The sequence below is a fragment of the Methylobacterium sp. NMS14P genome, assembly GCF_028583545.1.
Taxonomy (GTDB): Bacteria; Pseudomonadota; Alphaproteobacteria; order Rhizobiales; family Beijerinckiaceae; genus Methylobacterium.
Map to the genome: position 1 here is coordinate 1,241,780 of NZ_CP087106.1, position 22,295 is coordinate 1,264,074.

Sequence of the window (22,295 nt, forward strand, 5' to 3'; positions counted from 1 at the left end):
GCGCTTCCCTGGATTGCTTCGCTGCGCTCGCAAGGACGGTGGTGCTGAAGCGATCGTCCGGACCCGCCTCGAACGCGACGGTGCAACCCGCCGGGCCGGGTCGCTGCGTTGCGGCGGGCACATGGTGCATTGCGGAACCCCCGCGAGCGCCCACCCATTCCCACAGGTCCCGTTCGGAACCCGTGGAGCGATGCCCGATGCCGGACCTCGACGCGCTCGCCGGCTCCGCAGCCCGCGCGCTGGCCTACCTGCCGTGGTGGGCCGAGAGCCTGATCCTCATCGTCGCCTGCTGCGCCGTGGTGATGCCCCTGCACGGGATCGTCTACCGGGCGATGAAGCGGGCGGTCGCGACCAAGAGCCTGTTCTGGCGCTCGCTGGTGTCGCGCACCCGCGGGCCGAGCCGCCTCGGCCTGATCGTGGTGGCGATCAGCCTTGCCTCGACCACCGTGCACCTGTCCTGGGAGGTGCGGATCGCCCTCAACCAGATCCTGCTGGTGGCCTTCGTGACGCTGACCGGCTGGTGCTGCGCCACCGCGCTCCACATCGCCACGGTGATCTACCTGCGGCGGTTCAAGCTCGACGCCGAGGACAACCTCCTGGCGCGCAAGCACTTCACGCAGATGCGCATCCTGGAGCGGGCCGGCGTGACGCTGGTGGCCCTCGTCACCCTCTCGGTGGCGCTGATGACCTTCGAGCCGGTGCGCCAGTACGGCGTCAGCCTGCTCGCCTCGGCGGGCGCGGCGGGCCTCGTCCTCGGTCTCGCCATGCAGCCGGTCCTGTCGAACCTCGTGGCCGGCATCCAGATCGCCATCACCCAGCCGATCCGGATCGAGGACGCGATCATCGTCGAGAACGAGTGGGGCTGGGTCGAGGAGATCACCGCGACCTACGTGGTGGTCCGCCTCTGGGACTGGCGCCGGCTGGTCCTGCCCCTGACCTACTTCATCCAGAAGCCGTTCCAGAACTGGACCCGCGACGGCGCCTCGCTGATCGGCAGCGTCTTCCTCTACGTCGACCACCGGGCGCCCGTGGCGGCGATGCGCGAGAAGCTCGCCGAGGTCGCCAGGGCCACGCCCCTGTGGGACGGCAAGGTGGTCAACCTCCAAGTCTCGGACGCCAAGGAAGCGACGATCGAGATCCGGATGCTGGTGAGCGCCCGCAACGCGCCCCAGGCCTGGGACCTGCGCTGCGTGGTCCGCGAGGCGATGATCACGTGGCTCCAGGCCGAGCACCCGGAGGCCCTGCCGCGGCACCGCACGGAATGGGTAGGCGCCGAGGAGCCGGCCCTGCGCCGGGCCGAGGAGCGTCGGTTCGCGGCATGAACCGCGCCGTCATCGCGAACGCAGCGAAGCGACCCAGGGCTGCGCGCCATCTGTGCGCGTGGCGCTGCTGGATTGCTTCGCTGCGCTCGCAAAGACGGGGGTCAGTCGTCGGCGCCGGCGTAGAAGCTCTCCACGCCGATGCCCTCTTCCTGCATCATCCGGGCGCGGGCGCGCAGCTTTTCGGTCTCGCTCTTGAGCTGGCCGCAGGCCGCCAGGATGTCCCGGCCGCGGGGCGTGCGCACCGGCGAGGCGTAGCCGGCGTTGAACACGATCTCCGAGAAGCGCTCGATCCGGTCCCAGTCCGAGCACTCGTAGCGGCTGCCCGGCCAGGGGTTGAACGGGATCAGGTTGATCTTGGCCGGGATGCCCTTGAGCAGGCGGACCAGCTCCCGCGCGTCCGCGTCCGAATCGTTGACGCCCTTCAGCATCACGTACTCGAAGGTGATCCGGCGGGCGTTGCTCAGGCCCGGATAGGCCCGGCAGGCCGCGAGCAGCTCGGCGATCGGGTATTTCCGGTTGAGCGGCACCAGCTCGTCGCGCAGGTCGTCGCGCACGGCGTGGAGCGAGATCGCCAGCATGGCGTTGGCCTGCTCGCCGAGCCGGGGGATCTGCGGCACGACCCCCGAGGTCGAGACCGTGATCCGGCGGCGGGACAGGGCGAGCCCCTCTTGGTCCGACATCACCCCGACCGCGTCGACCACGGCGTCGAGGTTGTAGAGGGGCTCGCCCATGCCCATGAACACGATGTTGGTCACGAGCCGGCCGACCTCGCCGGAGCCGCCGGCGTCGCGGCTCGGCATCTGGCCGGGCCAGTCGCCGAGCTCGTCCCGGGCGGTGACGAGCTGCTGCACGATCTCGGCCGCCGAGAGGTTGCGCACGAGGCGCTGCGTGCCGGTGTGGCAGAACGAGCAGGTCAGCGTGCAGCCGACCTGGGAGGACACGCACAGCGTGCCCCGGTCCGGGCCGGGAATGTAGACGCACTCGATCTCGGCGCCGCGGTTGTGCTCCTGCCGGTTGGTCGGCGCCATGCGCAGCAGCCACTTGCGGGTGCCGTCGCGGGAGACCTGCCGGCTCGCCACCTCGGGGCGCTCCAGGGTGAAGTGCTCGGCGAGCTGCGCCTTCAGCGCCTTGCCGACATTGGTCATCTCGGCGAAGTCGGACGCGCCGCGGAAGTTGACCCAGTGCCAGACCTGGCCGGCGCGCATCCGGCTCTCGCGCTCGGGCACGCCCATGCCGACGAGCTGCGCCTTGAGGGCGTCGCGGGTCAGGCCGACCAGCGACGGCCGGCGGCCGGGGAGCGCCTCGGGGAGGAGATCCGGCGCCTTCTCGATCGCGGCATCGGCCGCGCGGGCGCTGTCGAGCGACGGCGTCGCCATGGCGTTCAAACGATCCATACGTTGGAAAGGGTCTGATATACGCGATCGCGGCGGCGAAGGCGAATGCGCGCCGCCCACAGGGGGCCTGACGGAGAGCCATGGCGACCGACACCCGAGCCGGGCAGGCGATCTACAACCCGCGGACGCTGCGGATCTACGACCTCGTCGTGCTGCGCCTGTCGAACCCGCTGATCTGGCGCTGCCCCACGGCGCGGATCCTGGACCTCTACGACCGCCACGCGGGCTTGGCGCATCTCGATGTCGGGGTCGGGACCGGCTGGTATCTCGACCGGTGCCGCTTCCCCGCGCCCGCACCCCGCGTCGGCCTCATGGACCTCAACGCCGACAGCCTCGCCTTCGCAGCCGACCGGATCGCGCGCTACCGGCCCGAGAGCTACCGGATCGACGTGCTCGCCGCCCGGGCCACCGGCATCGCGCCGTTCGACTCGATCGGGATGACCTACCTGCTGCACTGCCTGCCGGGCGACATCGCCGCGAAGGCGAGGGCCTTCGACACGGTGCGGCCGTGCCTGGCCGACGACGGCGTGGTGTTCGGCGCCACGATCCTGTCGGGCGGCGTCCCGACCAGTGCCGCGGCGCGGGCGCTGATGCGGATCTACAACCGCAAGGGGGTGTTCTCGAACGCCGCCGACACCCTGCCGGACCTGCGCGCGGCGCTGGACCGGCGCTTCCGGTCGGTGGAGATCACGGTCGTCGGCTGCGTGGCGCTGTTCGTGGCGCGGGAGCCGCGCTGACCCGGTTGCGGTCTTTGCGAGCGCAGCGAAGCAATCCAGGGCGGCGCGAGCTCGGCAGGCGTGGCGCCGCTGGGTTGCTTCGCTCCGCTCGCAAGGACGGGCACGAAAAAGGGCGCCCGCGGGCGCCCTGATCCGTCCGTCGAAGGTCCCCGAAACAATCAGGCGGCGGCGGTCTTCACCGGCACGCCCTTCTCCGAGAGGAAGGTCTGCAGCTCGCCCGACTGGAACATCTCACGGGTGATGTCGCAGCCGCCGACGAACTCGCCCTTCACGTAGATCTGCGGGATGGTCGGCCAGTTCGAGAAGGCCTTGATGCCCTCGCGGATCTCCTGGTCGGCCAGGACGTTCACGCCCTTGAACGGCACGCCGAGGTAGTTGAGGATCTGCACCACCTGCCCCGAGAAGCCGCATTGCGGCATCTGCGGCGTGCCCTTCATGAACACCACCACGTCCTGGGAGGCGATCTCGTTCTGGATGGTCGTGTTAGCGTCGGTCATCGCTCTGTCCTTGCTTGTCGCTCGTATGTGAGGCCTGAATCAGCGGCGCGCAACCGACACGGCGATCGTGCGAAGGGCGCGCTCTATGTCGAAAGTCTCGGTCAGAAGGTCCTCAGACGGATCGGGCAGGCCTCCGGCAGTCCCGGGAGCAGGGCGTTTCCAAAGGCGCCGAGACCAGCCTCGGCAACCGTGACGGCGGATTTCCAGATCCTGTTCCAGCTCAGCCTTTGCCGCATCGACGCTTCGTAGGCGTTCCAGGCGGTGATCTGGAAGGTCGCGATCTCCTCCCGCCAGTGCAGGCTGGCCGGCGCGAGCGGGGCGGACGCGCGCTTGAGGAGGTGGGTGAGCGTCTGGACCAGCAGACCTTCGACGGCCCGCAGATGCGAACGCCCCACGCTCTCGATCTCCTCGGCAACGTTCTCCCAATCGACCGCGTTCGACAGCTCGGGCCGCTCGGCCAGCGCGCGCAGGGCCGCCGCCTGCTCCTCGGCCCAGCTCACGATATCGTCGTCGTAGAGACTCGGTCGATCCATCGGGAGAGCTCCCGCGCGAAGGCTCAATCCTGAGGGACGCCCGTGGTCAGCGCAAGGGCGTGGAGCACGCCGCCCATCCGGCCCTGCAGGGCGCCGTAGACCATCTGGTGCTGCGCCACCCGGGTCTTGCCCTTGAAGGCCGCCGACAGGACGGTGGCGGCGTAGTGGTCGCCGTCGCCCGCGAGGTCGCGGATCTCCACCTGCGCGTCCGGCAGGGCCTCGCGGATCATGCGCTCGATCTCGCCCGCATCCATCGGCATCGGGAAACTCCTCGTCAGAACGGGGCTCAGGCGGCCGGCGCGGCCGGCTGGCTCGCCATGTAGTCGGGCAGCCAGCCCTCGTGCGCCGCATTCAGGTCGGCGAGCGATATGGTCTCGCCGCCCGGCAGGGTCAAACGGTCGGAGCCCGCGACGCCGACCGAGGCCGCCGCCACGCCCTGGGCCGCGGCGGCCGAGAGGAGGTCGGTGGCCGCCTCCGGCCGCACCGCCAGCAGGTAGCGGCCCTGATCCTCGCCGAACAGGTAGGCGTGGGGCGGCAGGTCCACCGGCACGTCGGAGAGCGCCGCGCCGAGGCCGCCGGCCATCGCCATCTCGGCGAGCGCCACCGCGAGGCCGCCATCCGCGAGGTCGTGGACCGTGTCGACGGTGCCGGCCTGGATCAGGCCGCGGACGAAGTCGCCGTTGCGGCGCTCCAGCGCGAGGTCGACGGGCGGCGGCGCGCCCGCCTCGCGGCCCTCGATCACCGACAGGTAGCTCGACTGGCCGAGCCAGCCCTCGCTCGCACCGATCAGCACCAGCACGTCGCCCGCGCGCTTGAGGGCGATGGTCGCGTGGCGCGCCACGTCGTCCAGCACGCCGACGCCGCCGATGGTCGGGGTCGGCAGGATGCCGACGCCGTTGGTCTCGTTGTAGAGCGAGACGTTGCCGGACACGACCGGGAAGTCGAGCGCCCGGCAGGCCTCGCCGATGCCCTGGAGGCAGCCGACGAGCTGGCCCATCACCTCGGGCTTCTCGGGGTTGCCGAAGTTCAGGTTGTCGGTGATGGCGAGCGGCTTGGCCCCGACAGCGGTGATGTTGCGCCACGCCTCGGCCACAGCCTGCCGGCCGCCCTCGACCGGGTCGGCCTCGCAGTAGCGCGGGGTGACGTCGCAGGTGAGCGCCAGGCCCTTCGGCCCGTCCTCGACCCGCACGATGGCGGCGTCGCCGCCGGGCTTCTGGACGGTGTTCCCCAGGATGAAATGGTCGTACTGCTCGAACACCCAGCGCTTCGAGGCGAGGTCAGGGGAGCCGACGAGGCGCTTCAGCGCGTCGGTGAGCGAGGCCGGGGCCGCCACATCGGCGGCCGCGATCACCGGCTGGTGCGTGTTGGCGAGGTGCGGCCGGTCGTAGAGCGGGGCCTCGTCGCCGAGTTCCTTGATCGGCAGGTCGGCCACGGTCTCGCCGTGCCACTTGATGACGAAGCGCAGCGTGTCGGTGGTCCGGCCGATCACCGCGAAGTCGAGGCCCCACTTCACGAAGATCGCCTGGGCCTCGGCCTCCATGCCGGGCTTGAGCACCATGAGCATGCGCTCCTGGCTCTCCGAGAGCATCATCTCGTAGGGGGTCATGCCCGCCTCGCGGGCCGGGACCTTGTCGATGTCCAGCTCGACGCCGAGGTCGCCCTTGGCGCCCATCTCGACCGCCGAGCAGGTGAGGCCGGCCGCACCCATGTCCTGAATGGCGATGACCGCGCCGGAGGCCATCAGCTCCAGGCAGGCCTCCAGCAGCAGCTTCTCGGCGAAGGGGTCGCCGACCTGCACGGTCGGGCGCTTGGACTCGGAGGCCTCGTCGAACTCGGCCGACGCCATGGTGGCGCCGTGGATGCCGTCGCGGCCGGTCTTGGAGCCGAGATAGACGATCGGGTTCCCGACGCCGGCGGCGGCCGCGTAGAAGATGCCGTCGGTGCGGGCGAGCCCCACCGCCATGGCGTTGACCAGGATGTTGCCGTCGTACCGCTTGTGGAAGCCGGTCAGGCCGCCGACGGTCGGCACGCCGAAGGAGTTGCCGTAGCCGCCGACGCCCGCGACCACGCCGGAGACGAGGCTGCGCGTGCGCGGGTGATCCGGAGAGCCGAAGCGCAGGGCGTTGAGCGCCGCGATCGGCCGCGCGCCCATGGTGAAGACGTCGCGCAGGATGCCGCCGACGCCGGTCGCCGCGCCCTGGTAGGGCTCGATGTAGCTCGGGTGGTTGTGGCTCTCCATCTTGAACACGCAGGCGTGGCCGTCGCCGATATCGATGACGCCCGCGTTCTCGCCCGGCCCCTGGATCACCCACGGCGCCGAGGTCGGCAGCCCGCGCAGGTGCTTGCGGGAGGACTTGTAGGAACAGTGCTCGTTCCACATCGCCGAGACGATGCCGAGCTCGGTCAGCGTCGGGTCGCGCCCGATCAGGCCGCGGAAGCGCTCGTACTCGTCCGGCGTCAGGCCGTGCTGGGCCACGAGCTCGGGGGTGATCGGAACGTCGTTGCGGAACATGGGCGGTCTCGACGAGGGCGGTCCGGGAGCCCCGGCAGGGCCCTCGACCCGATGCGCGACCCGAACCGGGCCGCGCGCGGCGACGGTGACGGATTAGTGCGTTCCGCCACCGCGTTGCAATACGCCGGCACTGCTGGCCGTGTATGGGTGCCGGTCACGCGGCCGGCGGATGGGCCAGAAAATCGGCGATCGCCGCCACGAACTTGTCGCCGTAGGCCTCGCGCTTGCGCTCGCCGACGCCGTGCACGGTGCGGAGCGCCCAGAGGTCGACGGGCTTCTGGCGGGCCATCTCGATCAGGGTGCGGTCCGGGAAGACCATGAAGGCCGCGATCCCCTCGGCCCGGGCCAGCGTGGCGCGCAGGCCCCGCAGGTGCTGGAACAGCGCCTCGTCGGCCTCCGAGAGGGCGATCTCGCCGTCCTCGCGGGCGGCGGGCCGGCGGCGCTCGCGGGATTCGGCCTTCGGCTCCGGATCGGGACGGAGCTGGACCGGCTCCCGGCCGAACAGGATCGCCTCGCCCTTCTCGGTCATGGACAGGCCGCCGTAGCCGTCGGCGTTCTCGGCGATCGCCCCGGCCGCGAAGAGCTGGCGCAGGATCGCCCGCCAGGCCGCCACCGGCTTGTCCGCCCCGACCCCGAAGGTCTTGAGGCTCGCGTGGCCGTTGCGGCGGATCTGGTCGCTCTCCTTCCCGTGGACCACGTCGCAGACATAGGCCGCGCCGAAGCGCTGGCCGGTGCGCACGATCGCCGAGAGGATCTTCTGGGCCGGGACGGTCCCGTCCACGAGGGTCACGCCCCCGCGGCACAGGTCGCAGCGGCCGCAGGGCTCGCTCGCCTCGCCGAAATAGGCGAGCAGCGACTGGCGGCGGCAGGTGGCGCCCTCGCACAGGGTGATCATCGCCTCGAGCTTGCGCCGCTCGACCCGGCGGCGGTCGTCCGAGATCTCCTTCTCGTCGATCTGGCGGCGGCGGAGCGCCATGTCGTCGAGCCCGTAGAGGGTCAGGGTGTCGGCCGGCAGCCCGTCGCGGCCGGCGCGGCCGATCTCCTGGTAGTAGCCCTCGACGTTGTTGGGCATGTCGGCGTGGCAGACGAAGCGCACGTCCGGCTTGTTGATGCCCATGCCGAACGCGACGGTGGCGGTCATCACCACCCCGTCCTCCTGCAGGAACCGGTCCTGGTTCGCCATCCGCGTCGCCTGGTCGAGGCCGGCATGGTAGGGCAGGGCGTCGAAGCCGTCCTTCCGGAGGGTCTCGGCGAGCTGCTCGGTGCGCTTGCGCGACGAGCAGTAGATGATCCCGCTCTCCGCCCTTCGGTGCTTCAGGAACCGCTCGATCTGCCGGGCCGGGTTGTCCTTGGGCTGGAAGGTCAGCCGGATGTTCGGCCGGTCGAAGGAGTGGACGAAGATCCGCGGGGGCCGGTCCTGCGGGAACAGCCGCTCGGCGATCTCGGCGCGGGTCGCGGCGTCGGCGGTGGCGGTGAGCGCCAGGGTCTGGACGTTGCCCAGCGCCGTCCGGGCGCGGGCGATCTCCCGGTACTCGGGGCGGAAATCGTGTCCCCACTGCGAGACGCAGTGGGCCTCATCGACGGCCAGCCGCCGGACGCCGGCCCCGCGCAGGGCGTCCATGCAGCCGTCCATCAGCAGGCGCTCGGGGGAGACGAACAGCAGCCGCAGGTCGCCGGAGCGCAGGGCGCGCCAGGTCTCGCGGGACTCCGACTCGGCCACCGTCGAGTTGAGGGTCGCGGCGCGGATGCCGACGCTGCGCATCTGCTGGACCTGATCGTGCATCAGCGCGATCAGCGGCGAGACCACCACGGTGAGCCCCGGATCGACGAGCGCCGGGAGCTGGTAGGTCATCGACTTGCCCGATCCCGTGGGCATCACGGCGAACACGTCGGTCCCGTCGAGCACCGCGCCGATCACCTCGTCCTGGCCGGGGCGGAAATCCTCGTAGCCGAACGTCTTCTTCAGCGCGGCGCGGGCCTCGTCGAGGCGGGTCATCGGGATCCTTGATCGGGGTTCTGGCCGCCCTTGCGGCAGGGGTGTGTAGACACCAGCCTCCCGGTGTCTACACGGGGGCCGCCATGCCGCTCAACATCCGCAGCGAAGAGGTGAATCAGCTGGCCGAGAAGCTGGCATCGCGGGCCGGCGTGAGCAAGACCGAGGCGGTGCGACTCGCGCTCGCGAACGAGCTGGCGCGGCGGGACGCGGAGCGCGAGACCTTCCTGGAGAGGGTCACGCAGATCCAGGAAAGGCTGGCGTCCTACCCGTCAACGGGCCTCCAGGCAGACAAGGCGTTCTACGACAGCCTGAACGACGAGTGATGTTCGTCGACGCGTCCGCCATCGTGGCGATCGTCACCGGCGAGCCAGGACATCGTACGCTGCTGGATCGGTTGCGCGACGGTTCCGTGCGGCTCACGAGCGGCGTCGCCGTCTACGAGGCGGTGCTCGCCATCGCTTGGCTCCAGGCCGTCCCGCCCGAGGTCGCTCGAGAGATCGTGGACGATTTCCTGGACGCCGCCGGCGTCACACGGGTCCCGATCGCCGAAGCGGAGGCGCGCCTCGCCGTCATGGCCCACGCCCGCTACGGCAAGGGCCGCCACCCGGCGCGCCTGAACCTCGGCGACTGCTTCGCCTATGCCTTCGCGCGGGTGCACGGCGTGCCGCTGCTCTACGTCGGCGACGAATTCCCGCAGACCGACATCCGCTCGGCCCTCGGCTGACCGCCCGCTCACATCTGATGTCGGCACCCTCGTCCTCGCGAGCGGAGCGAAGCAATCCAGTGGCGCCGCGTCCACCGAGGTCGCGCCGCCCTGGGTCACTTCGCTGCGCGCGTGACGACGGCGAGCGGGGCCTCAGCCGCCGTGGAACTCGGCCACGTGCTGGGCCACGATCGCGTCGAAGGACGCGTCCGCCCGGAAGCCCAGGGCGAGCGCGGCCTCCGGCTCGAACGCCTCCGGCCAGGAGCCGACGATCCGCGCGATCGTGGCGTCGGGCGCGCGCCGGATCAGCGCCACGGCCCTGTCGCCCGCCGCGCGGCGCAAGGCCTCGATCTCCTCCGCCACCGTCGCCGAGACGCCCGGCATGGTCAGGCTGATCCGCGGGCCGATCGCCGCGAGGTCGAGCCCGGCCGCGTGCGTGAGGAAGCCCACCGCCGCGGCGGGGCTGGCGAACCAGTGCCGGACCGTGTCGGGCACCGGCAGGATCGCCTCCTGGCTGGCCAGCGGCTCGCGGATGATCCCCGAGAAGAATCCCGAGGCCGCCTTGTTGGGCTTGCCCGGCCGCACGCAGATCGTCGGCAGGCGCAGGCCGATCCCGTCGAGGAAGCCGCGGCGCGCGTAGTCGGCGAGCATCAGCTCGCCCATGGCCTTCTGGACCCCGTACGAGGAGGCCGGGCGCAGGATGTGGTCGTCCGGGATGACCTTGGGGAAGGGCGGCCCGAACACCGCGAGGGAGGAGGTGAAGACGAGCTTCGGCCGGTAGCCGTCCGCCGCATTGGCCGCGCGGATCGCGTCGAGGAGCAGGCGGGTACCGTCGAGGTTGACCCGGTAGCCGAGCTCGAGGTTGGCCTCGGCCTCGCCCGAGACCACGGCGGCGAGGTGGAAGATCACCCCCGGCCGCTCGGCGATGGCGGCCTCGGAGGCGCCCGGCGCCGTGAGGTCGGCGGCCTCGGTCCGCACCGGCCCGGAGAAGCCCTCGGGCGCTGCGGGGGGGACCACGTCGAGGAGGGTGAGGGCGGTGAGCGGCTGCCCGCCGACCCGGCCATCCCTCACCAGGGCGTCCACGAGGCGGCGGCCGATCATGCCGGCGGCGCCGAGAATCAGGGCGTGCATGGAGAACCTCCCGTCGGGTTGTGGCGTCAGGCCATCATGTCGAGGGCGCGGCCGAAGAAGTCGGCGCCGCCGAAATTGCCGGATTTCAGCGCGAGCAGCATCGGCTCGGGCCGGCCCGCCGTGCGCAGCACCGGCACGCCCGCGGCGATCTCCGGTCCGAGCAGGAAGGCGGTCAGCCCCAGCCGGTCGACCACTGCGCCGGAGGTCTCGCCGCCAGCGACCACGAGCCGGCGGACCCCGCGGGCGACGAGGCCCTCGGCGATCGCCGCCAGCGCCGCCTCGATGGCGTGGCCGGCCGCGTCGACCCCGTGCGCAGCCTGGAGCGCGCGCACCGCCTCGGGCGGGGCCGAGGTGGCGATCAGCACCGGGCCGGAGGGCATGCGCGCCTCCGCGAAGGCCAGGGCCTCGGCGACCAAGTCGTCGCCCGCGAGCAGCCGCGCCGGGTCGAGGCGCAGCACCGGCATGATCGCCTCCGCGGCGGCGACCTGCTGGAGGGTCGCCTGCGAGCAGCTGCCGGCGAGGCAGGCCGAGGCCCCGCCCACCGGCTCGCCCACGGCCGCGCCGGCGGCGTCCCGGGTGCCGCGCCCGTCGGCCACCAGGGCCCGGGCGAGGCCGAGGCCGAGGCCGGACGCCCCCACCGAGAACTTGCGGTCGACGATCGCCCAGCCGAGCACCTCGAGGTCGCTGTCGAAGATCGCGTCCGCGATGGCGGCGCCCTTGCCCTCTTCGGCCAGGGCGTCGAGGCGGGCGGCCACGGCCTCCGCGCCCCGGGCGACCGTGGCGGTGTCGATCAGGCCGACCGGGCTGCCGCTCTGGCGCCCGAGCACGCGCACGAGGTTGGCGTCGCGCATCGGGTTGAGCGGGTGGTCCTTGAGCGGGCTCTCGTTCAGCGGCACCGCGCCCACGAACAGGTTGCCCTGGTAGACGCTGCGCCCCGTCTCCGGGAACGCCGGCGTGACGAGGGCGACGGTCTCGCCCGCGTCGGCCCGCAGGGCGTCCATGACCGGGCCGATATTGCCCGCATCCGTGGAGTCGAAGGTCGAGCAGACCTTGAACATCACGTGGGCCGCGCCCCGGGCCCGCAGCCAGGCCTCCGCCTCGCGGGAGCGCGCCACGGCCTGGTCGGCGGGGATCGAGCGGCTCTTGAGGGCCACCACCACCGCGTCGGCCTCCGGCAGGGTCCGGCCCGCCTCAGGCACGCCGATGGTCTGGATCGTGCGCAGGCCCGCCTTGGTCAGCGTGTTGGCGAGGTCCGAGGCGCCCGTGTAGTCGTCGGCGACGCATCCCAGCGCGAGGCTCATCGGGCGCTCCCCTTGTAGGCGGCGAGCCAGCCGAGGCCCGCGACGGTGTCGGCGGCCGGAATGTACTCGCAGCCGACGAAGCCGCGGTAGCCGAGCCGGTCCAGCTCGTCGAACAGGAAGAAGTCGGCCACCTCGCCGGTGCCGGGCTCGTGCCGCTCGGGCACGCTCGCGGTCTGGACGTGGCCGACGATCGGCATCAGGGCGCGCAGCCGCGTCGTCACGTCGCCGTGCAGGATCTGGCAGTGGTAGAGGTCGAACTGCAGCTTCAGGTTCGGCAGGGCCAGCGCGCGGATCAGGTCGGCCGCCCGGCCGAAATCGTTGAGGAAATAGCCCGGCATGTTGCGGCCGTTGATCGGCTCCAGGACGAGGTCGAGGCCGGCCGGCGCCAGCCGCTCCGCCGTCCAGGTCACGGCCCGGCGGTAGGATTCGATCGCCTTCGGATCGTCCCATGGGGCGAGGCCCGCCATGAGGTGGAGCCGGCCGACGCCGGTCGCCTCGGCGTAGCGGAGCGCCGTGTCGACACCCGCCTTCAGCTCGTCGAACCGCTCGGGGAAGGCGGCGATCCCGCGCTCGCCCTTGGCGAAGTCGCCCGGCGGCAGGTTGAACAGGGCCTGGGTCAGGCCGTTCGCCCGGAGCCGCGCGCCGATGTCTTCCGGCGCATGCTCGTAGGGGAACAGGAACTCGACGGCGTCGAACCCGGCCCGGGCCGCGGCCTCGAACCGGTCGAGGAACGGCACCTCGTTGAACATCAGGCTCAGGTTGGCGGCGAAGCGCGGCATGGTTCTTGCTCCCTCAAGCCTGGCCCGGGAGCTTGGCTCCCGAGACCTGCGCGTAGAGCCGCGCCACGGAGGCGTCGTCGTCCCGGCCCATGCCGGCGCCGGACGCCATCAGGAACATCTGCAGGGCCGCCGCCGCCACCGGGACCGGGCACTTCTCGGCCCGGGCCATGTCCTGCACGATGCCGAGATCCTTGACGAAGATGTCGACCGCGCTCTTCGGGCTGTAGTCGGCATCGAGGATGTGCGGCACCCGGTTCTCGAACATCCACGAATTGCCGGCCGACTTGGTGATCACCTCGTAGACGCGCCGGAGGTCGAGCCCCTGCTTGGCCGCGAAGGCCATCGCCTCGGCGGCGGCGGCGATGTGCACGCCCGCGAGCAGCTGGTTGATCATCTTGAAGGCCGCGCCCTGGCCGGCCGCGTCGCCGAGCTCGTAGAGCGTGCCCGCCATGGCATCGAGGGCGGGCCGCGCCTTCGCGAAGGCCGCCGCCGAGCCCGAGGCCAGGAAGGTGAGCCCGCCATCCGCCGCGCGGGCCGCGCCGCCGCTCATCGGGGCGTCGAGGTAGTGGCGGCCGGTGGCCTCCAGCCGCGCCGCCAGCGCCCGGGCGACGGCGGGGTCCATGGTGGCGGAGGAGACGAACACCGCGCCCGCGGGCATCGCGGCGGCGGCGCCGTCCTCGCCGAACAGCACCGCCTCGGTCTGGGCGGCGTTGACCACCACGCTCACCACCACGTCGGCGTCCCGCGCCGCCTCGGCCGGGTTCGCGGCGCCCCGGCCACCGGCCGCCTCAAAGCGGGCGACCGCCTCCGGGTTCACGTCGCAGGCGGCCACGGAAAAACCCGCCCGGAGGAGCGAGCCGGCCATGCCGGAGCCCATGGAGCCCAGGCCGATCACCGCGGCGCGGTGTGTTGCGTTGGTCATCGGGGGCGGCTCCTGCGTGAAGGGGAGGGCGCCTCTGCATCACCGCGTGAGGCGCGGGTCCCCTCTCCCGTGCGGGAGAGGGACAGGGTGATTGTCGAGAACGTTCCGGAGAGGTCGCATCCCTCACCCCAACCCTCTCCCGCACGGGAGAGAGGGCAGGTCGCGCCCGGATCAGAGGTCAGCGGTTGACCATCCGGGCGGGCGTCACGAACACGCAGACCGAGCCGACCACCAGCATCGCGGCCAGCGCGTAGAGGCCCGTGGCGGTGCTGCCGGTGGCGTCGCGGAGCGCCCCGATCACGTACGGGCTGACGAAGCCCGCGAGGTTGCCCACCGAGTTGATCAGCGCGATGCCGGCCGCCGCGCCCGCGCCGCTGAGGAACGCCGTGGGCAGCGACCAGAACAGGGGCGAGCAGGTCAGCACGCCGGCCGCCGCCACCGAGAGCGCCGCGACGGCGAGCGTCGTCGAGCCGGCATTGGCCGAGACCACGAAGCCGGCGGCGCCGATCAGCGCCGGGATGATCAGGTGCCAGCGGCGCTCGCGCATCCGGTCGGCGGAGAGGCCCAGCAGGACCATCACGATCGCCGCGCAGACGAACGGGATCGCGCTGATCAGGCCGATGTTGAAGTTGCCCTGCACGCCCGACGCCTTGACGATCGTCGGCATCCAGAAGGTCAGCCCGTACTGGCCGGTGACGAACGCGAAGTAGATCAGGCTCATGAACCACACGCGGCCGTTGCGGAACACGGTGGCGATAGAGTGCGGGCTCGACTCCTTGCCCTGGTTGTCGGCCGCGATGTCGTGCTCGAGGAGCTGCTTCTCGGACTCGGTCAGCCACTTGGCCTCGGCGGGGCGGTTGTCGAGGTAGAGGAACACCGCGAGGCCGATCAGCACCGCCGGCACCGCCTCGATCAGGAACATCCACTGCCAGCCCGACAGGCCGTGGGCGCCGTTGAACGCGTCCATGATCCAGCCGGAGAGCGGGTTGCCGAAGATGCCGGAGATCGGGATCGCCGCCATGAACACCGCGATCACCTTGGCCCGGCGATGGGCCGGGAACCACGAGGTCGTGTAGAGGATGACGCCCGGGTAGAACCCGGCCTCGGCGAGACCGAGGAGGAAGCGCATCCCGTAGAAGCTCCACTCGGAGTTCACGAACAGGAACGCGCCGGAGATCACCCCCCAGGTGATCATGATCCGGGCGATCCACACGCGGGCGCCGACCCGGTGCAGGATCACGTTCGAGGGCACCTCGAACAGGAAGTAGCCGAGGAAGAAGATGCCGGCGCCGAGGCCGTAGACCGTCTCGGAGAACTTCAGCTCCTGGGACATCTGGAGCTTGGCGAAGCCGACATTCACCCGGTCGAGATACGCCACCACGTAGCAGAGCATCAGGAACGGCACGAGGCGCCAGAACACCTTCGCGTAGGTGCGGTCGGCGAAGGATTTCTGGTCCGCGGCTGCGGAGGCGCTCCCCAGCGGAGCGGCTTGGACCGGCATGGCGTACTCCCTGGTCCGGGCCGCACGGCCGCCGGACATTCGTCTTCACCGCTCGTCGGGCGGCGCTGGAGCGGTGCCATATCGCCTTTTGGCAGCGCTGCCAATCCGGTTGTGCGGAATAATGCAGGCGGCTATGTCGGTGAGGCGCGATGACGATGACGGGCGCGACGGGCTCCCTCTCCCGTGCAGGAGAGGGTCGGGGTGAGGGACCAGACGCTTCAGGACGGTGCACGTCATCGACGCGCATGCTGACCCAGCCTCTTCCGGAGCGGTCGTACCCCTCACCCTGACCCTCTCCCGCACGGGAGAGGGGACCCGCGCCTACCCGGATCCGTCCGGCTCAATGGCGACGTCATCGCAAGAAAACCGCGCCGGGAGAGCGGGGCCATGGACGACATCCAGACGCCGGGGCGGCTCGTGACCCTCACCGACGTCGCCCGCGCGGCCGGTGTCGGCGAGAGCACGGTCTCGCGGGTCCTGCGCAACCACGGCTCCTACTCCAAGCGCGCCGGCGAGCGGGTGGCGGAGGCGGTGGCCCGCCTCGGCTACGTGCCGAACCGCCTCGCCGGCAGCCTCGCCGGCCAGGGGGCGAGCGCGCGGCTCGTCGGCGTCGTCATCCCGTCGCTCGCCAACGTGGTCTTCCCCGACCTGCTGCGCGGCCTCACCGCGGCCCTCGACGCCGCGGGGATCCCCTGCGTGATCGGCGTCAGCGACTACGACCCGGACCGGGAGGAGGCGCTGGCCGCCGCGCTCCTGTCCTGGCGGCCGGCGGCGCTGCTGCTCACCGGGCTGGAGCACAATCCCGGGACGGTGGCCCTCGCCAAGGCCGGGGGGGTGCGCGTGGTCGAGATGATCGACACGGACGGGGAGGGGATCGACACCGTGGTCGGCTTCTCCAACCGGGCCGTGGGGGCGGCGAGCGCCCGGCACCTCGTCGCGCGCGGCTATCGCCGCATGGCCTATCTCGGGCACGATCTCGCGGTCGACCTGCGGGCGGGCAAGCGGCTGGCCGGGTTCGAGCAAGCCCTGGCGGAGGCGGGTTTGGCGCTCTGTGGCAAGGAAATCCGGCCGGGGCCGTCCTCGCCGGCCTCGGGCCGGGCCGGGCTGGAGGCGCTGCTGACGCGCGTGCCCGATCTCGACGCGGTCTACTTCTCCAACGACGACATGGCGCTCGGCGGCTACTTCGCCTGCCTGTCGGCAGGGCTGGCGGTGCCGGGACGGATCGCGCTGTTCGGCTTCAACGGGCTCGACTTCGCGGCGGCGATGCCCCAGCCCCTGTCGACGGTGCGCACGCCGCGCCTGGAGATCGGCCGGCGGGCCGCCGCCTGCCTGACCGGCGAAGGCCCGAGAAAAATCGATCTCGGGTTCGAGTTGATCGAGGGAGCGACCGCATGAGCGACGAGAGCCGGCTGCGCGAGGAGATCTGCCGCTACGGCCGCTCGCTGTTCGAGCGCGGCCTGACGCCGGGCTCGTCCGGCAACATCTCGCTGCGCCTGCCCGACGGCGGCTGGCTGGTGACGCCGACCAACGCGTCGCTCGGATTCCTCGACCCGGCGCGGATCTCGCGGCTGGACGATGCGGGGCGGCTGGTGTCGGGCGACAAGCCCACCAAGGAGATCCCACTGCACAGCGCGCTCTACGAGAGCCGGAGCGAGGCCAAGGCCATCGTCCACCTGCACTCGACCCACGCGGTGGCGGTGTCGATGCTGCCGGAGATCGACCCGCGTCAGGTGCTGCCGCCGCTGACGCCCTACTACCTGATGCGCACCGGCGGCACGGCGCTCGTGCCCTACTATCGCCCGGGCGACCCAGCCGTGGCGGACGCGATCCGGGGCCTGGCCGGGAAGTACAGCTCGGTGCTGCTCGCCAATCACGGCCCGGTGGTGGCCGGCGACAGCCTGGAGGGCGCGGTCTTCGCCACCGAGGAGCTGGAGGAGACCGCCAAGCTCTACCTGCTCCTGCGGAACCTCAACCCGCGGCCGCTGAGCCCCGGGCAGGTCGCCGATCTGGTGAGCCATTTCGGCCTGACCCTGCCGGAGCCGGACGACCATGCCGGGCACGATCACGGGTGAGGGTGCCTCGGGGTCGGTGCGAGGCGCGACGCACCCCCTCTCCCGTGCGGGAGAGGGGACCCGCGCCCGATTCCGCGCTCGGCGCGCCGACGCTCACCCCTCGATCTTCGTGAACTCCGCCACCTCCCGCGTCGCGGCCCGCAGCGCGTTGAGCAGAGCCAAGCGGTTCTCGCGGAGCTTCGGATCGGGCGCGTTGACGGTCACGTCCTGGAAGAACGCGTCCACGGGCGCGCGGAGCGTCGAGAGCGCCTGCATCGCCCCGGCGAAATCCTCGCGGGCCACGGACGCCGAGGCGGTCTCCCGCGCCTTCGCCAGGGCCTCGGCCAGGGCGCGCTCGGCCGGCTCGCCCGCGGCGGCGAGGGCGGCGTCGGGCGCGGAATCGTAGGCGCGGCCGTCCTTCTTCTCCTCGATCCGCAGGATGTTGGCCGCGCGCTTGTAGCCCGCGAGCAGGTTCTTCCCGTCCTCGGTGTCGAGGAAGGTGGCCAGCGCCTCGACGCGGCGCACGACCATCAGCAGGTCGTCCTGGCCGGGCAGGGCGAAGACGGCGTCGATCAGATCGTGGCGGGCGCCCTGGTCGCGGAGATAGACCTTCAGGCGGTCTGCGAGGAAGCCGAGGAGATCCCGCGCGTCGGCACCGGCCCGCCCGGCAAGGCCGCGATCCGCCGCGCCGACCTGCTCCAGCAGGCGCAGGCGCAGGCCGCGGTCGAGGATCAGCCGGATCACGCCCAGGGCCGCCCGGCGCAGGGCGAACGGGTCCTTGCTGCCCGTCGGCTTCTCGTCGATCGCCCAGAAGCCCGCCAGCGTGTCGAGCTTGTCGGCGAGCGCCACCGCGATGGAGACCGGGTCGGTCGGCACCCGGTCGGAGGGGCCGAGCGGCTTGTAGTGCTCCTCGATGGCGGCGCAGACGCTGTCGTGCTCGCCCTGGAGCACCGCGTATTTCCGGCCCATCAGGCCCTGGAGCTCGGGGAACTCGCCGACCATCTCGGTGACGAGGTCGGCCTTGGCGAGGCGGGCGGCGCGCTCGGCGAGCGCCGGGTCGGCGCCCACGCGCGGGGCGAGATCCTTCGCGAGCGCGGCGATGCGGGCGATCCGCTCGCCCTGCGTGCCGAGCTTCTCGTGGAAGACGATGGCGTCGAGCTTGGGCAGGCGCTCTTCCAGGCGGGTGGCCTTGTCGGTCTCCCAGAAGAACTTCGCGTCCGAGAGGCGTGCCCGCACCACCCGCTCGTTGCCGGCGGTGATCGCCTGGCCGCCGTCGGTGGCGACGAGGTTCGAGACCAGGATGAAGGCCGGCGCCAGGTCCTCGGAGCCGCCCTTGCGCAGCACGAAGCACTTCTGGTTCGCCCGGATGGTCGCGCGGATCGCCTCGGCGGGGATGTCGAGGAACGACTCGTCGAACGAGCCCATCAGCACCACCGGCCATTCCACGAGGCCCGACACCTCCTCCAGCAGGCCCTCGTCCTCCAAGAGGTCGAGGCCGCGGGCGAAGGCGAGGTCACGGGCGTCGTGCAGGATCACGTCCTTGCGCCGGTCGGCGTCGAGGATGACCTTCGCGCGCTCCAGCACCTGGATGTAGTCGTCGAACCGGCGCACCTCGATCGCCTCGGGGGCGAGGAACCGGTGGCCGTACGTCACCGTGCCGGCCGCGATCCCGGCGACCGAGACGGGGACCACCTCCGGCGTCTCCGTCTCGGGCCCGAAGGTCGCGACGATCGACTGCAGCGGGCGCACCCAGCGCAGAGAGCCCGGCTCGGCCGAGGCCGCGCCCCAGCGCATGGATTTCGGCCAGGGAAAGGTCCGGACGATCTCGGGCAGGAGTTCGGCCAGGACGTCCAGCGTCTCGCGGCCGGGGCGCTCGATCACCGCGAGGTAGAACTCGCCCTTCTTCGGATCGGTGACGGTCGTGGCCTGGTCGAGGCTCGTCAGACCCGCGCCCTTCAGGAAGCCCTGGACGGCCGCCTCGGGGGCGCCGACCCGCGGGCCGCGGCGCTCCTCGCGCACGGCCTCGCCCCGCGCGGGCAGCCCGGCGATGTGGAGCGCGAGGCGGCGCGGCGTCGAGAACGCCCGGGCGCCCTCGTACAGGAAGCCGCGCGCCACGAGGGCGTCGGTGACGAGCTTCTTGAGATCCTCCGCCGCGCGCCGCTGCATGCGGGCGGGGATCTCTTCCGAGCGGAGTTCGAGCAGGAGGTCGGGCATGGGGCGGCCATATCGCCGCGCCGCACCCCTGTCGAGGGTCGGCGCGCGGGGCTCAGCGCGCCTCGCCCTTGAGGATGGTCGAGAGCTGCCACTTCCGGTCGCCGATCGCGTGGGCGTCGGAGACCTTCCAGCCGCCGTCCTCGCGCACGAGGTCGTACACGATGACGTTGGCGCCGTTGCCGCCCTTGCGCTCGACCGTGACCTTCGCCTGGTCCTTGCCCTCGGTGGCCTCCTTGAAGGTCAGGTTCCTCACCGTGTCGGGCTTCAGGGGCTCGCCGTTCAGGCGGTAGTCGAAGTCGAGGTTGCCGGTGGCGCCGTTGGCCTGCTTCGCGTCGGCGTCGAACAGGCCCTGCAGGCGCTTCGAGTACACGGAGGAGTGATTCGGGTGCGGCTCGGCGTAGAGCTTCTTCACCGTGGCCTCGGGCCCGGGATCGGCCGCCAGCGCGGGGGCGAGGCCGAATCCGAGGAGGCTGAGGGCGAGGATCGTCTTCTTCATTGGGCATGTCCCGCGTCTGCGGACGCGCCGAGGCGCGCCGGTTGGCGGGGGTTGCAACGCGCGAGGGCTCAAGGGGCTCCGCGATGGGGGCCGCTCGGTCATCGCGAGCGCAGCGAAGCGACCCAGGGCAGCGGAACGTCCCTAGCCGTGGCGCCGCTGGATCGCTTCGCTCCGCTCGCAAAGACGGGGCGTGCGAAGTCTGCGACGCGCGCCGGCTTCGTCGGAATGGCTCACGCGCCCCCGGCCGCCGTCTTCAGCCACGCCGCGCCGCAGGCCTTGGCCAGCTCGCGCACGCGCAGGATGTAGCTCTGGCGCTCCGTCACCGAGATCACGCCGCGCGCGTCGAGCAGGTTGAAGACGTGGCTCGCCTTGATGCACTGGTCGTAGGCCGGCTGCGCCATGCGATGGCGCGCGCCCTCCGCGTCCGGCGCGCCCGCCGCGAGGTAGGACCGGCAGGCGGCCTCCGCGTCGGTGAACTGGCGGAACAGCATCGCGGTGTCGGCCGCCTCGAAGTTGTGGCGGGAATATTCCTGCTCGGCCTGCAGGAACACGTCCCCGTAGGTGATCCGGTCGGCGCCCTCGGCGCCGTTGAAGTCGAGGTCGTAGACGTTCTCGACGCCCTGGACGTACATGGCGAGCCGCTCCAGCCCGTAGGTCAGCTCGCCCGCCACCGGCGCGCACTCGAAGCCCGCGACCTGCTGGAAATAGGTAAACTGGGACACCTCCATCCCGTCGCACCAGCACTCCCAGCCGAGACCCCAGGCGCCCAGCGTCGGGCTCTCCCAGTCGTCCTCGACGAAGCGGATGTCGTGGAGCTTCAGGTCGACGCCGATGGCGGCGAGCGAGGCGAGGTAGAGCTCCTGCAGGTTCGGCGGGTTCGGCTTCAGGATGACCTGGAACTGGTAATAGTGCTGGAGCCGGTTGGGGTTCTCGCCGTAGCGGCCGTCCTTGGGCCGGCGCGAGGGCTGGACGTAGGCCGCTTTCCAGGGCTTCGGGCCGAGCGCCCGCAGGGTCGTGGCCGGATGGAACGTGCCGGCGCCGACCTCCATGTCGTAGGGCTGGAGGATCACGCAGCCCTGCGCCGCCCAGAATTCCTGAAGCGTCAGGATCAGACCCTGGAAGGATTTTTTCTCGGACATCGGTCTCGGAAGCTCGGGATCGCGCGTCGGCTCGGGCCGCCGGCGGGCCGGTTTAGGTGCGGGCGCGCGGGGGTGCAAGGCGAAGGGTGTCGACCGCGGGAGCGCGGCGCCGGCATCCCGGGTTGCCTCTGCGGTCCCGATGATGGTCCGCTGGCCGCGCACCCACGGAGAGAATCATGGATCCTGACCTCGCGATCCGCCCGATCGGCCCCGGCGACCGGGACGCTTGGCTGCCGCTCTGGCGGGGCTACCAGGCGTTCTACAAGGTCGACCTGTCGGACGCCGTCACCGACACGACCTGGCAGCGCCTCAACGATCCGGCCGAGCCGGTGGACGGCGCCCTAGCGTGGCGCGGCGCCGAGGCGGTCGGCCTCGTCCACCACATCCGCCACCGCTCGGCCTGGACGGTCGGCGACTACTGCTACCTTCAGGACCTGTTCGTGGCGGACGGCACCCGCGGGCTCGGGATCGGCCGTCGGCTGATCGAGCACGTCTACGCGGCCGCGCAGGCCGCCGGCTGCTCCCGCGTCCACTGGCTGACGCACGAGACCAACGCGGACGCGATGCAGCTTTACGACCGGATCGCCGAGAAGTCGGGCTTCGTGCAGTACCGCAGGATCTTCTGAGCGCCGGCGCCCCGCGTGCGCCGGGACACCCAAGCGTGGCGGTTTTTGGGCGATAAACCGGAACCGCCGAGCTGACGGCCAAGTTATCAGCGCAACAGGGGATCTCGGCACCTCAGCGCTGCCGAATATTAGACGTCGGACGACCCGTCATGTTCAATGCTCGCACCCGCACCACCTTCGGCCGCAAGAACATCGCCGTCTTCGCCGCGCTCGCCATCTCGTCGCTGGCCGCCACGCCCTTCGTGATGAGCGCCAGCCGCGCACTCGCCACGTCCGAGGACCAGCCGGTGGCCGCGACCCTGCGGGTCGAGCCGGTGGAGGTCGCCCCCGTGGCGGCCGCGCCGAAGGCTGAGGGAAGCTGCCTGCGCAAGGTGCGGGTGGTCTACAGCGGCTACGGCCAGTCGGCGGACGGCTGCGCGGCCCACTGACGCCCGCGCCCCG

22 protein-coding genes are annotated in these 22,295 nt (G+C 71.7%); 8 read left to right on the forward strand and 14 right to left on the reverse strand.

From position 1 onward, the window contains the following. Positions 1 to 197: 197 nt before the first annotated feature. On the forward strand, positions 198 to 1,322 hold the full coding sequence (locus LOK46_RS05845; RefSeq protein WP_273562904.1) for a mechanosensitive ion channel family protein: 1,125 nt from the start codon (positions 198 to 200) through the stop codon (positions 1,320 to 1,322). 101 nt (positions 1,323 to 1,423) lie between these two features. Here LOK46_RS05845 and rlmN read toward each other — a convergent pair whose 3' ends face one another. Then, positions 1,424 to 2,698 (reverse strand): 23S rRNA (adenine(2503)-C(2))-methyltransferase RlmN, encoded by a 1,275-nt coding sequence (gene rlmN / locus LOK46_RS05850; RefSeq protein ID WP_273562905.1) that lies wholly within the window; start codon positions 2,696 to 2,698, stop codon positions 1,424 to 1,426. Positions 2,699 to 2,796: 98 nt separating this feature from the next. Between rlmN and LOK46_RS05855 the strand changes: the two genes are divergently transcribed. Further along, positions 2,797 to 3,453: a class I SAM-dependent methyltransferase gene (locus LOK46_RS05855; RefSeq protein ID WP_273562906.1), complete on the forward strand. Its 657-nt coding sequence runs from the start codon at positions 2,797 to 2,799 to the stop codon at positions 3,451 to 3,453. A gap of 158 nt (positions 3,454 to 3,611) precedes the next feature. On the opposite strand, the gene grxD is transcribed toward LOK46_RS05855, so the two are convergent. The 5 genes from grxD to recQ all read right to left on the reverse strand — a co-directional run bounded on the left by grxD (position 3,612) and on the right by recQ (position 8,991). Continuing rightward, positions 3,612 to 3,950 carry a Grx4 family monothiol glutaredoxin gene (gene grxD / locus LOK46_RS05860; RefSeq protein ID WP_010685583.1) on the reverse strand — a complete coding sequence of 113 codons (339 nt, stop codon included), beginning with the start codon at positions 3,948 to 3,950 and terminating at the stop codon, positions 3,612 to 3,614. 101 nt (positions 3,951 to 4,051) lie between these two features. Continuing rightward, complete coding sequence (locus tag LOK46_RS05865; protein ID WP_273562907.1) at positions 4,052 to 4,483, reverse strand: DUF29 family protein; 432 nt, start codon at positions 4,481 to 4,483, stop codon at positions 4,052 to 4,054. Positions 4,484 to 4,506: 23 nt separating this feature from the next. After that, positions 4,507 to 4,743 (reverse strand): BolA family protein, encoded by a 237-nt coding sequence (locus LOK46_RS05870; protein WP_007568343.1) that lies wholly within the window; start codon positions 4,741 to 4,743, stop codon positions 4,507 to 4,509. Between the two features lie 26 nt (positions 4,744 to 4,769). Further along, positions 4,770 to 6,995, reverse strand: a complete 2,226-nt coding sequence (gene purL / locus LOK46_RS05875) for a phosphoribosylformylglycinamidine synthase subunit PurL (RefSeq protein ID WP_273562908.1) — start codon at positions 6,993 to 6,995, stop codon at positions 4,770 to 4,772. 154 nt (positions 6,996 to 7,149) lie between these two features. After that, positions 7,150 to 8,991 carry a DNA helicase RecQ gene (recQ, locus tag LOK46_RS05880; RefSeq protein ID WP_273562909.1) on the reverse strand — a complete coding sequence of 614 codons (1,842 nt, stop codon included), beginning with the start codon at positions 8,989 to 8,991 and terminating at the stop codon, positions 7,150 to 7,152. A gap of 83 nt (positions 8,992 to 9,074) precedes the next feature. Between recQ and LOK46_RS05885 the strand changes: the two genes are divergently transcribed. Both LOK46_RS05885 and LOK46_RS05890 read left to right on the forward strand, forming a co-directional pair. After that, positions 9,075 to 9,314, forward strand: coding sequence for a type II toxin-antitoxin system VapB family antitoxin (locus LOK46_RS05885; protein ID WP_273562910.1), 240 nt, complete (start codon positions 9,075 to 9,077; stop codon positions 9,312 to 9,314). Next, the gene (locus LOK46_RS05890) at positions 9,314 to 9,715 is read left to right on the forward strand and encodes a type II toxin-antitoxin system VapC family toxin (protein WP_273562911.1); all 402 of its coding nucleotides are present in this window, start codon (positions 9,314 to 9,316) and stop codon (positions 9,713 to 9,715) included. Before LOK46_RS05885 ends, LOK46_RS05890 begins: the two co-directional genes overlap by 1 nt. 132 nt (positions 9,716 to 9,847) lie before the next feature. Here the strand turns inward: LOK46_RS05890 and denD are convergent, their stop codons facing one another. The 5 genes from denD to LOK46_RS05915 all read right to left on the reverse strand — a co-directional run bounded on the left by denD (position 9,848) and on the right by LOK46_RS05915 (position 15,328). Then, entirely contained in the window at positions 9,848 to 10,825 is a 978-nt protein-coding gene (gene denD, locus LOK46_RS05895) for a D-erythronate dehydrogenase (RefSeq protein WP_273562912.1), read from the reverse strand. A 26-nt stretch (positions 10,826 to 10,851) separates the two neighbouring features. Then, positions 10,852 to 12,126: a 3-oxo-tetronate kinase gene (gene otnK, locus LOK46_RS05900; RefSeq protein WP_273562913.1), complete on the reverse strand. Its 1,275-nt coding sequence runs from the start codon at positions 12,124 to 12,126 to the stop codon at positions 10,852 to 10,854. Further along, positions 12,123 to 12,905: a 2-oxo-tetronate isomerase gene (gene otnI / locus LOK46_RS05905; protein WP_273562914.1), complete on the reverse strand. Its 783-nt coding sequence runs from the start codon at positions 12,903 to 12,905 to the stop codon at positions 12,123 to 12,125. Before otnI ends, otnK begins: the two co-directional genes overlap by 4 nt. A 13-nt stretch (positions 12,906 to 12,918) precedes the next feature. Then, positions 12,919 to 13,827, reverse strand: a complete 909-nt coding sequence (gene ltnD / locus LOK46_RS05910) for an L-threonate dehydrogenase (protein WP_273562915.1) — start codon at positions 13,825 to 13,827, stop codon at positions 12,919 to 12,921. Between the two features lie 178 nt (positions 13,828 to 14,005). Further along, positions 14,006 to 15,328: an MFS transporter gene (locus LOK46_RS05915; RefSeq protein WP_273562916.1), complete on the reverse strand. Its 1,323-nt coding sequence runs from the start codon at positions 15,326 to 15,328 to the stop codon at positions 14,006 to 14,008. A 387-nt stretch (positions 15,329 to 15,715) separates the two neighbouring features. Here LOK46_RS05915 and LOK46_RS05920 point away from each other — a divergent pair, with 387 nt between their 5' ends. Both LOK46_RS05920 and otnC read left to right on the forward strand, forming a co-directional pair. After that, positions 15,716 to 16,723: a LacI family DNA-binding transcriptional regulator gene (locus tag LOK46_RS05920; protein ID WP_273562917.1), complete on the forward strand. Its 1,008-nt coding sequence runs from the start codon at positions 15,716 to 15,718 to the stop codon at positions 16,721 to 16,723. Beyond that, positions 16,720 to 17,400, forward strand: a complete 681-nt coding sequence (otnC, locus tag LOK46_RS05925) for a 3-oxo-tetronate 4-phosphate decarboxylase (protein WP_273562918.1) — start codon at positions 16,720 to 16,722, stop codon at positions 17,398 to 17,400. Before LOK46_RS05920 ends, otnC begins: the two co-directional genes overlap by 4 nt. A 93-nt stretch (positions 17,401 to 17,493) precedes the next feature. On the opposite strand, the gene glyS is transcribed toward otnC, so the two are convergent. The 3 genes from glyS to LOK46_RS05940 all read right to left on the reverse strand — a co-directional run bounded on the left by glyS (position 17,494) and on the right by LOK46_RS05940 (position 21,228). Next, a complete protein-coding gene (gene glyS / locus LOK46_RS05930) occupies positions 17,494 to 19,593 on the reverse strand; it encodes a glycine--tRNA ligase subunit beta (RefSeq protein ID WP_273562919.1) in 2,100 nt (699 codons plus the stop codon). Positions 19,594 to 19,645: 52 nt separating this feature from the next. Next, the gene (locus LOK46_RS05935) at positions 19,646 to 20,089 is read right to left on the reverse strand and encodes a DUF3828 domain-containing protein (RefSeq protein ID WP_273562920.1); all 444 of its coding nucleotides are present in this window, start codon (positions 20,087 to 20,089) and stop codon (positions 19,646 to 19,648) included. A gap of 230 nt (positions 20,090 to 20,319) precedes the next feature. Continuing rightward, positions 20,320 to 21,228: a glycine--tRNA ligase subunit alpha gene (locus tag LOK46_RS05940; RefSeq protein WP_103985503.1), complete on the reverse strand. Its 909-nt coding sequence runs from the start codon at positions 21,226 to 21,228 to the stop codon at positions 20,320 to 20,322. Positions 21,229 to 21,404: 176 nt separating this feature from the next. Here LOK46_RS05940 and LOK46_RS05945 point away from each other — a divergent pair, with 176 nt between their 5' ends. Both LOK46_RS05945 and LOK46_RS05950 read left to right on the forward strand, forming a co-directional pair. After that, positions 21,405 to 21,854, forward strand: a complete 450-nt coding sequence (locus LOK46_RS05945; protein ID WP_273562921.1) for a GNAT family N-acetyltransferase — start codon at positions 21,405 to 21,407, stop codon at positions 21,852 to 21,854. 149 nt (positions 21,855 to 22,003) lie between these two features. Next, a complete protein-coding gene (locus LOK46_RS05950) occupies positions 22,004 to 22,282 on the forward strand; it encodes a hypothetical protein (RefSeq protein ID WP_091682325.1) in 279 nt (92 codons plus the stop codon). Positions 22,283 to 22,295: the final 13 nt, after the last annotated feature.

What these genes read in the sequence shown, in the direction of transcription:
- LOK46_RS05845 (WP_273562904.1), top strand. Translation starts at nt 198, where the DNA reads ATGCCGGACCTCGACGCGCTCGCCGGCTCCGCAGCCCGCGCGCTGGCC.
- rlmN (WP_273562905.1), bottom strand. Translation starts at nt 2,698, where the DNA reads ATGGCGACGCCGTCGCTCGACAGCGCCCGCGCGGCCGATGCCGCGATC.
- LOK46_RS05855 (WP_273562906.1), top strand. Translation starts at nt 2,797, where the DNA reads ATGGCGACCGACACCCGAGCCGGGCAGGCGATCTACAACCCGCGGACG.
- grxD (WP_010685583.1), bottom strand. Translation starts at nt 3,950, where the DNA reads ATGACCGACGCTAACACGACCATCCAGAACGAGATCGCCTCCCAGGAC.
- LOK46_RS05865 (WP_273562907.1), bottom strand. Translation starts at nt 4,483, where the DNA reads ATGGATCGACCGAGTCTCTACGACGACGATATCGTGAGCTGGGCCGAG.
- LOK46_RS05870 (WP_007568343.1), bottom strand. Translation starts at nt 4,743, where the DNA reads ATGCCGATGGATGCGGGCGAGATCGAGCGCATGATCCGCGAGGCCCTG.
- purL (WP_273562908.1), bottom strand. Translation starts at nt 6,995, where the DNA reads ATGTTCCGCAACGACGTTCCGATCACCCCCGAGCTCGTGGCCCAGCAC.
- recQ (WP_273562909.1), bottom strand. Translation starts at nt 8,991, where the DNA reads ATGACCCGCCTCGACGAGGCCCGCGCCGCGCTGAAGAAGACGTTCGGC.
- LOK46_RS05885 (WP_273562910.1), top strand. Translation starts at nt 9,075, where the DNA reads ATGCCGCTCAACATCCGCAGCGAAGAGGTGAATCAGCTGGCCGAGAAG.
- LOK46_RS05890 (WP_273562911.1), top strand. Translation starts at nt 9,314, where the DNA reads ATGTTCGTCGACGCGTCCGCCATCGTGGCGATCGTCACCGGCGAGCCA.
- denD (WP_273562912.1), bottom strand. Translation starts at nt 10,825, where the DNA reads ATGCACGCCCTGATTCTCGGCGCCGCCGGCATGATCGGCCGCCGCCTC.
- otnK (WP_273562913.1), bottom strand. Translation starts at nt 12,126, where the DNA reads ATGAGCCTCGCGCTGGGATGCGTCGCCGACGACTACACGGGCGCCTCG.
- otnI (WP_273562914.1), bottom strand. Translation starts at nt 12,905, where the DNA reads ATGCCGCGCTTCGCCGCCAACCTGAGCCTGATGTTCAACGAGGTGCCG.
- ltnD (WP_273562915.1), bottom strand. Translation starts at nt 13,827, where the DNA reads ATGACCAACGCAACACACCGCGCCGCGGTGATCGGCCTGGGCTCCATG.
- LOK46_RS05915 (WP_273562916.1), bottom strand. Translation starts at nt 15,328, where the DNA reads ATGCCGGTCCAAGCCGCTCCGCTGGGGAGCGCCTCCGCAGCCGCGGAC.
- LOK46_RS05920 (WP_273562917.1), top strand. Translation starts at nt 15,716, where the DNA reads ATGGACGACATCCAGACGCCGGGGCGGCTCGTGACCCTCACCGACGTC.
- otnC (WP_273562918.1), top strand. Translation starts at nt 16,720, where the DNA reads ATGAGCGACGAGAGCCGGCTGCGCGAGGAGATCTGCCGCTACGGCCGC.
- glyS (WP_273562919.1), bottom strand. Translation starts at nt 19,593, where the DNA reads ATGCCCGACCTCCTGCTCGAACTCCGCTCGGAAGAGATCCCCGCCCGC.
- LOK46_RS05935 (WP_273562920.1), bottom strand. Translation starts at nt 20,089, where the DNA reads ATGAAGAAGACGATCCTCGCCCTCAGCCTCCTCGGATTCGGCCTCGCC.
- LOK46_RS05940 (WP_103985503.1), bottom strand. Translation starts at nt 21,228, where the DNA reads ATGTCCGAGAAAAAATCCTTCCAGGGTCTGATCCTGACGCTTCAGGAA.
- LOK46_RS05945 (WP_273562921.1), top strand. Translation starts at nt 21,405, where the DNA reads ATGGATCCTGACCTCGCGATCCGCCCGATCGGCCCCGGCGACCGGGAC.
- LOK46_RS05950 (WP_091682325.1), top strand. Translation starts at nt 22,004, where the DNA reads ATGTTCAATGCTCGCACCCGCACCACCTTCGGCCGCAAGAACATCGCC.